General features: G+C 41.5%; 7 protein-coding genes and 1 pseudogene. 5 read left to right on the forward strand and 3 right to left on the reverse strand.

Annotated features, from left to right (window positions below; genetic code table 11):
• Positions 1-8 precede the first annotated feature (8 nt).
• Positions 9-1,196, forward strand: coding sequence for an NRAMP family divalent metal transporter (locus BKL51_RS03055; RefSeq protein ID WP_077465275.1), 1,188 nt, complete (start codon positions 9-11; stop codon positions 1,194-1,196).
• A 311-nt stretch (positions 1,197-1,507) separates the two neighbouring features.
• On the opposite strand, the gene glnS is transcribed toward BKL51_RS03055, so the two are convergent.
• Positions 1,508-3,181, reverse strand: a complete 1,674-nt coding sequence (glnS, locus tag BKL51_RS03060) for a glutamine--tRNA ligase (protein WP_077465276.1) — start codon at positions 3,179-3,181, stop codon at positions 1,508-1,510.
• Positions 3,182-3,424: 243 nt separating this feature from the next.
• Between glnS and BKL51_RS03065 the strand changes: the two genes are divergently transcribed.
• The 4 genes from BKL51_RS03065 (at position 3,425) to BKL51_RS03080 (ending at position 8,672) form a co-directional block, all read left to right on the forward strand.
• Positions 3,425-4,600, forward strand: coding sequence for an efflux RND transporter periplasmic adaptor subunit (locus BKL51_RS03065; RefSeq protein ID WP_077465277.1), 1,176 nt, complete (start codon positions 3,425-3,427; stop codon positions 4,598-4,600).
• Between the two features lie 17 nt (positions 4,601-4,617).
• Positions 4,618-6,549 (forward strand): MacB family efflux pump subunit, encoded by a 1,932-nt coding sequence (locus BKL51_RS03070; RefSeq protein ID WP_077465278.1) that lies wholly within the window; start codon positions 4,618-4,620, stop codon positions 6,547-6,549.
• A gap of 70 nt (positions 6,550-6,619) precedes the next feature.
• On the forward strand, positions 6,620-7,987 hold the full coding sequence (locus tag BKL51_RS03075; RefSeq protein WP_077465279.1) for a TolC family protein: 1,368 nt from the start codon (positions 6,620-6,622) through the stop codon (positions 7,985-7,987).
• A gap of 55 nt (positions 7,988-8,042) precedes the next feature.
• Entirely contained in the window at positions 8,043-8,672 is a 630-nt protein-coding gene (locus tag BKL51_RS03080) for a histidine phosphatase family protein (protein ID WP_077465282.1), read from the forward strand.
• Between the two features lie 172 nt (positions 8,673-8,844).
• On the opposite strand, the pseudogene BKL51_RS03085 reads toward BKL51_RS03080, so the two are convergent.
• Both BKL51_RS03085 and pyrD read right to left on the reverse strand, forming a co-directional pair.
• A pseudogene (locus BKL51_RS03085) lies at positions 8,845-9,668 on the reverse strand (PHP domain-containing protein).
• Positions 9,668-10,687: a quinone-dependent dihydroorotate dehydrogenase gene (gene pyrD / locus BKL51_RS03090; RefSeq protein ID WP_077465280.1), complete on the reverse strand. Its 1,020-nt coding sequence runs from the start codon at positions 10,685-10,687 to the stop codon at positions 9,668-9,670. Before pyrD ends, BKL51_RS03085 begins: the two are co-directional and overlap by 1 nt.
• Positions 10,688-11,203: the final 516 nt, after the last annotated feature.

Here is an 11,203-nt window from a genome sequence, read left to right on the forward strand (position 1 = left end):
AGATCAATATGGCAAATAATAACCGTAGCGCCCTACTCGGAGCGGCATTTTTAATGGCGACATCAGCTATCGGCCCGGGTTTTCTAACCCAAACCGCAACCTTTACCCAATCTTTACTCGCCAGTTTTGGCTTTGTGATTTTACTCTCTATCTTGCTTGATATTGGAGCTCAATTAAACATTTGGCGAATTATCACCGTTTCAGAAAAAAAAGCCCAAGATATTGCGAATGCTATTTTACCCGGTATGGGATATTTTCTTTCATTGCTTATCGTTATGGGAGGATTGGCTTTCAACATCGGAAATGTTGGAGGCGCAGGATTGGGCTTAAATATTCTCACAGGCGTGTCACCTGAAATAGGGGCGATAATCAGCGGCTCAATTGCCGTATGCATCTTTCTTGTAAAAGAAGCCGGTAAAACGATGGATCGTTTTGCTCAAATAATGGGATTCGTGATGATTGCCTTAACCATTTATGTCGCAGCCCAGACCGCCCCTCCTCTTGGAGAAGCCGTGTTCAGAACTTTCGTACCGGAGAAATTAGATGTAATCGCTATTGTCACCCTTGTAGGCGGAACTGTGGGCGGTTATATCACTTTTGCGGGGGCTCACCGTTTATTAGATGCCGGTATTAAAGGCAAAAGCTCTCTAAAAGAGGTCAGCAAAAGCTCGGTGTCAGCAATTCTCATTTCCTCCATAATGAGAATTGTATTGTTTTTAGCCGTTTTAGGCGTTGTCTCACAAGGTATTACTCTCGATCCTAAAAACCCTGCCGCTACCCCATTTTCATACGCTGCCGGTAATATCGGATTAATGATTTTCGGTATTGTCATCTGGGCTGCGTCAATTACCTCCGTTATCGGTGCCGCTTATACTTCCGTTTCTTTCATTACCAGTTTCTCACCTAACATAGAAAAACATAAGAATTGTTGGATAGTGGCTTTTATTGTTATCTCGACTGCCGTGCTTGCAACTATTGGTCGCCCAGCCCAAGTATTAGTTTTTGTCGGCACATTAAACGGTCTAATTTTACCGATTTCTCTCGGTCTCATTTTGCTCGCCGCCTATAACACTAAAATTATTGGTGATTATAAGCACCCGATTTGGATGACTGTTTCAGGTGCTATCGTTGTTATTTCCATGGCAATATTAAGCATAATAACGCTTGTGAAATATATCGGTAATTTATTGGCTTAGCGATCTTATTTAAATAATTCCGTTTGGTTTTATTGCTTTGTAAGCATTTTCGATATAAATAAGAGTCATAGCTTATAGATAGTCAAAGAAAAAGAGCGGTCAAAATCACCAGTATTATGTAGTAGTCGCACAAACTGAAATTTTATCTCATAAGTAGGGACGCCACGCTGGCGTCCGTAAAAAATTAAATGATTTTAAAAGGTTATATGACAGACGCCAACATGGCGTCCGTACATTTTCGTTAAATCGTGCACTTGCTACATAATGCCGAAAATCACGATTGTTTTTGACCGCACTTGCGTTGATGAAAACTAAAAACTTTCTTTTAGACTAACCGTGAGGTTAAACACTAAATGTTCGGGGCGGCTGTCTTTACTGTCTGCACAGAAATAGCCCTCACGTTCAAATTGATACCCTTTTTCCGCTTCCGCATTGCCAAGACTTTGTTCCACAAAGCCGTGTTTTACTACAAGGGAATTTGGATTGACAACCGAGCAAATATCTTCTTCCGCTCCCGGATTTGATATGGTGAACAAACGGTCATACAAACGGAATTCTGCAGGATGATTATATACCGCCGAAACCCAATGGATCACCCCTTTCACCTTACGGCCGTCCGCCGGATTTTTACCTAGTGTGTCCGGATCATAGGTACAAAAGATGGTAGTGATTTCGCCGTTTCCATCTTTTTCCACTCGCTCTGCTTTGATCACATAAGCATTGCGTAAACGCACTTCTTTGCCAAGCACGAGGCGTTTGTATTGCTTGTTGGCTTCTTCACGGAAATCCGCACGATCAATATAAATTTCTTTGGTGAAAGGTAATTGACGTTCACCTAATTCCGGACGATTCGGGTGATTTGGCGCCGTCAAAATTTCTTCGCCTTCAAAATTTTCAATCACCACTTTCACAGGATCAATCATCGCCATTGCGCGACAAGCATTTTGGTTGAGATCATCACGAATGCAGGCTTCCAATGCACTATATTCCACCACATTATCTTGTTTAGTTACGCCAATACGGCGACAAAATTCACGAATTGATGCCGGCGTATAACCACGGCGACGTAAACCTGAAATGGTTGGCATACGCGGATCGTTCCAACCGTCAACAATGCCGTCCGTTACCAATTTCAACAATTTACGCTTAGAAGTTAATGTACCCTCTAAGTTTAAACGTGAAAATTCGTATTGGTGCGGTAACGGACGTTCAATAGAAATATTCTCCAATACCCAATCGTACAAACGGCGGTTATCTTGGAACTCTAACGTACATAATGAATGTGTAATACGCTCAATCGCATCGGAAATACAATGGGTAAAATCATACATTGGATAAATACACCACTTATCGCCGGTTTGGTGGTGCTTGGCAAACTTAATACGATAAAGCACCGGATCACGCATTACCATAAACGGTGAAGCCATATCTATTTTCGCCCGTAAACTGGCTTTACCTTCGGCAAACTCGCCGTTTTTCATTTTTTCAAATAAGACCAAATTTTCTTCTATAGTACGATCACGATAAGGGCTGTTTTTCCCCGGCTCCGTTAACGTGCCACGATATTCGCGCATTTGTTCCGGTGATAGTTCGTCTACATAAGCCAAACCTTTCTTGATTAATTCAATCGCATAACCATAGAGCGTATCAAAATAATCCGAGGCATAATGCACTTCTCCCGCCCATTTGAAACCTAACCATTCTACGTCTTCTTTGATGGAGTCCACATATTCCACATCTTCCTTCAAAGGGTTGGTATCATCAAAGCGTAAATTGCATAAACCGTTATAATCTTTCGCAATACCAAAATTTAAGCAAATCGATTTCGCATGCCCGATATGTAAATAACCGTTTGGTTCCGGCGGAAAACGGGTGTAAACCTTGCTATGTTTACCGCTTGTCAAATCTTCATCAATAATTTGGGTGATAAAATTGTGCGGACGTGTATTTTCCGAATTTTCTAAGGTATGTTCTGTATTACTCATAGCTTTCTCATAATAGAAAAAATAATCAGCTATTTTATATGTTTTATAAGAAAAAAGCGAGATATGAGAGATGAGCCGTTTCCTTCCTAATTTTCAGCTAATTCTGTTATGTGAAAATTCACGAACAAGGCAAACTTTAAAAAAAATGGTTTGTCTCATCTCCAAATTTTTCGTGCAATACGAGAGATTTATCATTAAAATACGCAAACTGAACAAACGTTCATTATTTGGAATTTACGATCAATGAAGAAAATTTTAGTTGCACTTAGTTTATTAATTTCAGGCGGATTCGCCTATTATTTTTTTTCATATAGTCATAATCAACAACCTTCCTACCTCACAGAAAAAGTCATTCGCGGTAATGTTGAAAAAACTGTTGTTGCGTCAGGATCTATCAGTAGTATTAATGAGGTGGATGTGGGAGCACAAGTTTCCGGTAAAATCACCAAACTTTACGTAACCCTAGGACAAGAAGTAAAAAAAGGTGATTTAATCGCTGATATTGATTCCACTACACAAATTAACAGTCTTAATACTAAAAAAGCCGCTCTGGTCAGTTATCAGGCTCGATTAAAGGCAAAAGAAACCGCACTTAGCGTCGCACAGTCGGCATATTCCCGTTACTCAAAACTATACGGGCAAAAAGCAGCCTCCCTTGACGATTTGAACAATGCAAAAAATACTTTTGACGCCGCAAAATCAGAAGTAGAAGCACTAAAAGAATCCATTAAACAAGCGGAAATTGAAGTGAATACGGCAGAAACTAATGTAAGCTATACGCAAATTACCTCTCCTATTGACGGTACGATCATTTCAACGCCGATTTCCGAAGGACAAACCGTCAATTCCGCACAAACCACCCCGACGATTGTCACTGTCGCCGATCTCAGCAAAATGCGGGTGAAACCTGAAATTTCAGAGGGAGACATTACCAAAGTGAAAGCAGGACAAACCGTGCGTTTTACCATTTTATCCGATCCCAATACCTATTATCAGGGCGTAATTTCCTCCGTTGATCCGGCGACCACTACAAAAAGTGATAACACCTCGACTTCATCAAGCAGCTCGACTTCATCAAGTACGACAACCGCAGTTTATTATTACGCTAATTTAATCGTGGATAATCCTGACCGCACTTTACGCATTGGCATGACTACGGAAAACAATATTAAAATTGCCGATGCACAAAACGTGTTATTGATCTCTAATATGGCGATTCAAAGGAAAGAAGGAAAAACCTTTGTCAATATTTTGAATGAAAAAAATCAGCCTGAAATGCGAGAAGTAGAAATCGGCGTGCAAAATGATTTCCAAACGGAAATTAAATCCGGTTTGGCGGAAGGTGAAAATGTGATCGTGTCACAAGTGGCAGCCAGCGAACAGGTTGGTAATACTGGTCGCGGGCCAAGAATATTCTAAAGTGCGGTAAAAATTTGATGAATATTATTGAAATTAACCAACTCAACCGCTATTTCGGCGAAGCTGAAAATCGTGTTCATATTTTAAAAAATATTTCGCTTAACATCGAAAAAGGTGATTTTGTTGCCATTATCGGTCAATCGGGTTCCGGTAAATCCACGTTGATGAATATTATCGGTTGCTTGGATACGGCAACCAGCGGTTCTTATAAAATTGACGGTAAAGAAACTAATCGGCTTTCAGCGGATCAACTCTCCGATTTACGCAGTCAACAATTTGGTTTTATTTTCCAACGCTATAATTTACTTTCCACACTCACGGCGGCGGAAAATGTTGCCTTACCGGCTATTTATGCCGGTATGTCGCAAGAACGGCGGATTGAACGAGCCAAACAATTATTGGAAAAACTCGGTTTAGGCGATAAATGGCAAAATAAGCCCAACCAACTTTCCGGCGGTCAGCAACAACGAGTGAGTATTGCCCGAGCCTTAATGAATGGTGGTGAAATTATTCTTGCCGATGAACCCACCGGTGCGTTGGATTCCCACAGCGGACAAAACGTGATGGAAATTTTGCGTCAGCTTCATCACGAAGGACATACCATTATCATGGTGACCCACGACCGTGACATCGCCGCCAGTGCAAACCGCGTCATTGAAATTAAAGACGGCGAAATTATTGCAGACTCACAAAAGAAACCGGTTAAAAGTGCGGTCAAAAATCAAAGTAAAATTAAACCGCACTTTGGCTTTAGCAAAGATCAGCTCATTGAGGCTTTTAGGATGTCTGTCAGTGCGATTGTGGCACATAAAATGCGTTCTTTACTCACTATGCTGGGCATCATCATCGGCATTACCTCTGTTGTTTCCGTGGTAGCTCTGGGAAACGGTTCGCAACAAAAAATTCTTGAAAACATTAAAGGTATCGGCACCAGTACGATGACGATTTTCAACGGAACGGGATTTGGTGATCGCCGGGCAGAACAAATGCAAAACCTCACCATTAACGATGCCAATGCCCTGAGTAAACAAAGCTATGTTCAAAGCGTCACACCGAATAGTTCGTCTAGCGGTATGCTGGTATATGGCAATCAAACTTTCTCCTCTACCGACCTAAGAGGTGTTGGAGAACAATATTTTGACGTTGAGGGATTAACACTGAAACAAGGTAATTTATTTTCCATTGAAGATGTAAAAGAAAATAATCAAGTCGCCTTAATTGACGAAAGTGCGGAAAAATCCATTTTTCCAAATGAATCTCCATTAGGCAAAGTGGTGATGTTTAATAAACGCCCTCTGCGGATCATTGGGGTGGTTTCCGATAGGCAAATGGGCGGTGCAAGCAGTTCTCTGAATATTTACGCACCTTACAGCACGGTGATGAATAAAATTTCCGGCAGTAAAAAAATCGGTTCTATCACCGTGAAAATTGCCGATGACATCAATTCTACGGTAGCGGAAAAAAGCATCACCGAGTTACTGACCATACGCCACGGTAAAAAAGATTTTTTTGTGATGAATAGCGACACCATTAAACAAACCATTGAAAGCACAACCGATACGATGAAATTGCTGATCTCCTCCATTGCTTTTATTTCTCTCATTGTAGGCGGTATAGGGGTGATGAATATTATGTTGGTTTCAGTCACTGAACGCACCAAAGAAATCGGTGTGCGTATGGCAATTGGCGCCCGTCAGCACAACATTTTGCAACAATTCTTAATTGAAGCCGTGCTCATTTGTTTAATCGGCGGACTAACCGGTATTTTGCTCTCCGGTTTAATTGGTTTGTTATTCAATTTGTTTATGAGCGATTTTACTATGGCATTTTCAACCGCTTCAATTATTACGGCAGTCTTGTTCTCATCACTGATTGGCGTAGTGTTTGGCTATATGCCGGCAAAACGGGCTGCACAACTAAACCCTATTACCGCCCTCGCTCGCGAATAGATTTTGTAAAACCCTAAAATGCGGTTAAAATCAACCGCACTTTTTTAACGATTTTAATCAAGGAAAAACAATGTTAAAAATGAAAAAACTTACACTTGCCATCGTGATGGCAGCAACGCTTAGCGGTTGTGCCAATATTGACGATTCTTATCAGGCCAGCCAGGCAGACTATCAAAAATACGAAGAAATCACCAAACAGTTTAATGTCAAAGAAAATTGGTGGGCACTTTACAATGATGCCCAACTTAACCGAGTAGTAGAACAAGCGCTATTAAATAATAAAGATCTTGCCAAAGCAGCCGTTGCGGTTAATCGTGCGCTTTATAATGCGAATTTGGTCGACGCGAATTTAGTACCGACATTTAGCGGCTCGACCTCATCAGGCGCACAACGCCGAATTGATACCTCCGCAAACTCAACCATTTCACACCGCGGATCATTAAACGTGGCTTATACCCTTGATTTATGGCGTCGTTTAGCGGATTCCGCCGATGCCGCAGAATGGACACATAAAGCCACGGCACAAGATTTAGAAGCAACAAAATTGTCTTTAATCAACTCTGTTGTAACAACCTATTATCAAATTGCTTATTTAAATGATGCAATCGCTACCACGGAGGAAAGCATCAAATATTACAATGACATTAGCAACATTATGCAACGTCGTCTAAATCAAGGTGTCGCCGATGCCGCCAGTGTCGATCAAGCACAACAATCCGTTTTAACCGCACGTAATAATTTGATCAACTATCAAACTCAACGCAAAACAGCGGAACAAACTTTACGCAATTTGCTTAATTTAAAACCGGAAGAGGCTTTAAATATCAATTTCCCACATATTCTTAATGTGAAAAATGTGGGGGTGAATTTGAATGTGCCGGTTTCTGTGATCGCCAATCGTCCTGATATCAAGGGCAATCAATACCGCTTGAGCAGTGCATTTAAAAATGCCAAAGCGACAGAAAAAGGGTGGTTTCCTGAAATTACTTTGGGAGGTAGTTTAACCTCAACCGGTAACAAAGTAGGCAATGCTCTTCACAGCCCGATTGCCGGCGGTACTATCGGTATCAGTTTACCTTTCTTAAGCTGGAATACCGTAAAATGGAATGTGAAAATCTCTGAAGCCGATTATGAGACCGCACGTTTAAATTACGAGCAAAGCATTACGACTGCATTAAACGATGTTGACACCAACTACTTTGCCTTTACACAAGCACAAAGTGCTTTTGCAAACCAGCAAAAAACGTTCAATTACAATAAACGTATCACCCAGTACTATCGCAATCGTTATAATGCCGGCGTATCGGAATTACGTGAATGGTTGAATGCGGCAAACACTGAAAAAGCGTCACAACTTTCCATTTTACAAGCGAAATATAACGTAATTCAGGCAGAAAATGCCGTATATAGCTCAATGGCGGGTTATTACTCCCGCTAATTATTCTCCATAAGGAAGTTTCGGCTTCCTTATTTTTTAACTCGGTTTAATGAAAATGAAAAAACAACTGACTTTTTACTTTATCCGCCACGGCAGAACTGTTTGGAACGAACAGGGTTTAATGCAAGGACATGGCGACTCGCCCCTCACGGAACAAGGCATTTTAGGCGCACAAAAAGCCTCTGCCGCACTACAACAGATTCCTTTTACGGCGGCTTATTCCAGCATTTTAAAACGCACTATTGACACTGCAGAACAGATTATTGGCAAACGCAACATTCCGCTTTTTCAGCATAAAGGTTTAAACGAACAATATTTTGGAAAATGGGAAGGGCAATCGGTTGAACCTTTGCGTGAGCAGACCGAATTTAAGCAAATGATCAGCGATCCGGCAAATTACAAAGCCGAAACAAACGGCGGTGAAACCTATCAACAACTCGCGGATCGGGCAATGAAAGCCATACAGGACATCATTCAAATCCATGATAAAGGCAATATTTTAGTCGTTTCTCACGGCCATACACTGCGCTTACTCATCGCTCTACTTGGCGGTGCGACTTGGCAAAATCACCGTGAAGCAGGACAATCCGTTTCTTTACTCAACACCGCGATCAGTATCGTGCATTATGATAGCGAAAAAGGCTTTACCGTTGAAAAAGTGAATGATACGGAGCATTTGGGATAAAAGAGCGGTCAATTTTCACCTTATTTTCGCTATTATGCCGAGTTGCATTTGAATTTTGTTTATCTTGTAGGGACGCCACGCTGGCGTCCTTTTTAACACATTGAAATTGTTTGGTTTTTATAACGGACGCCAGCGTGGCGTCCCTATAAGTTTTCGGCATAATGTCTAAAAACTAAAACCGTTCCCAAACCGCTCTCACGCCATCCGGCAAATCCAAATTTCTCCCTAGTTCCACCCAGCCACAAGGAAAGTGAAAATCCGATCCCACCGAACCGAGCAAGCCAAACTCATTCGCCCAACGTGCAAGCATTTGGCGTTGATCTTTAGTTTGTCCGTAGCCGGAAATTTCCATCGCATCCCCCCCCAAGCTTTGAAATCTGCCATTAATTTTCGAATCCATTTTCCCGTCAAGTTATAACGTAAAGGGTGAGCGATCACGGCAACACCACCTGCGGAATGGATCGTTTCAATAGCGGTGGGAATATCAGCCCATTGTGCTTTAACAAAGGCGGATTTGCCTTGCCCCAGATAGCGTTTGAAAGCCTGTCCATCGTTTGATACTTTGCCGATTTGTACCAAATAACGGGCATAATGGGCACGAGTCACTTCCCCATTCGCTAAGGCTTTTGCCCCCTCGTAGGCATTGGGAATTCCCGCTTTTCCCAATTTCTCGCCAATACTGACCGCTCTTTTTTCACGTAAATTTTTTTGCTCCGCTAAAAGTGCGGTCATTTTGGGATGAGTTTTATCAAAATTAAGCCCAACAATATGAATGCCTCGCCCTTGCCAATTTGTCGAAATTTCCACCCCGTTAATTAATTCAATGCCCACCGTCTCCGCTACGATTTTGGCTTCATCAATACCATCAACGGTATCATGATCACACAATGCAAGGACATTCACACCTTGCTCCGCCGCCCGTTGCACCACCTCAGTTGGACTTAATACTCCGTCGGACGCCGTGCTGTGACAATGTAAATCATATATCTTTGCCATTATTTTATTGCTTTAACCAACTCATTTACCAAGTTCGGACCATGATAAATCAGCCCCGAATACACTTGCAACAATTCCGCACCTGCCTCAATTTTTTCTTGCGCATTTTGCACGCCGTCAATGCCTCCGCTGCCAATAATCGGGATTTGCCCTTTCAATTCTTCGTATAATCGTTTAATGATTGCCGTACTTTTCTGTTGCAACGGCTTTCCACTTAATCCGCCTTGCTGATCGGCATTTTTCAAACCGACAACATGCTCACGGGAAATGGTGGTATTAGTAGCAATCACACCGTCCATTTTATAGCGAACCAAAGTATCGGCAATTTGAACCAACTCTGCCTCCGATAAATCCGGTGCGATTTTCACTGCAATCGGCACATATTTATTATATTGATCAGCCAAAACAGCCTGACGTGCCTTAATACTTTGCAACAAATCGTCAAAATAATCGCCATATTGCAATTGGCGCAAATCCGGCGTATTCGGTGATGAAATATTTACCGTAATATAACCGGCATAGTTATAGGCTTTATTCAAACAAAAAATATAATCGTCTTTGCCGTGTTCTAACGGGGTTTGTTTATTTTTACCGATATTAATACCAATCACACCGCGATAACGCGCACGCTTAACATTTTCGATCACATAATCAATCCCGTTATTGTTAAAACCATTGCGATTAATGATGCCTTCCGCTTCAATTAAACGAAACTGACGCGGCTTTGCATTACCATCTTGTGCAAGCGGTGTAACCGTCCCCACCTCCATAAAACCGAATCCTAACGCACCAAAACCATCAATCGCCTCGCCATTCTTATCCGCTCCGGCAGCCAAGCCAATAGGATTTGGAAAACGCACCCCCATGACAGTTTTCTCCGTGCCTTTCGGCGTACCGATGATAGATTTCAATATCGGTTGAAACAACGGATGACCGGCAATTTTTAAACATTGAAGGGTGAAATCATGGGCATTTTCCGCATCCATTTGGAAAATGCACTGACGGAATAATTTATACATACTCGTTTATCTCTCGGGATAGTTGACTGTAAAAAAGCGCGGTCAAAATCAACCGCACTTTGAAGATATAAGCGGTATTGTGTCGCTACCGCACAAAACTTAAATTTTATCTCATAGGTAGGGACACTACACTACCTTTTAAAATCATTTAATTTTTACGGACGCCAGCGTGGCGTCCCTACATTTTCTTTGAATTACATAATGCCGAGATTAAGCGGTATTACGTAGCGATTACACAAACTTAATTTCAATTCCATAGGAATGCCGACATAGCGTCCTTATATTCATAAATCAACGTTTTGTGTGTTGGCGACATAATATTGAAAAAGCCCGTGTATTTTACGAGGAAAGGGACCGATGTGCAATGAAATGTAAAATCAAAAAAAGCCCATTGAAACCTTTAAAATCAAATTGTTCGCGCTTCAACTTTTATATAAAATAACCACACTTTTTTCAAAAATATTCATATCTCCACTTTACAAAGGACAAATTTTATGCAGAAGTCAGAAGTCAGAA

The sequence above is a fragment of the Rodentibacter sp. Ppn85 genome (assembly GCF_001999335.1).
Classification (GTDB): Bacteria; Pseudomonadota; Gammaproteobacteria; order Enterobacterales; family Pasteurellaceae; genus Rodentibacter.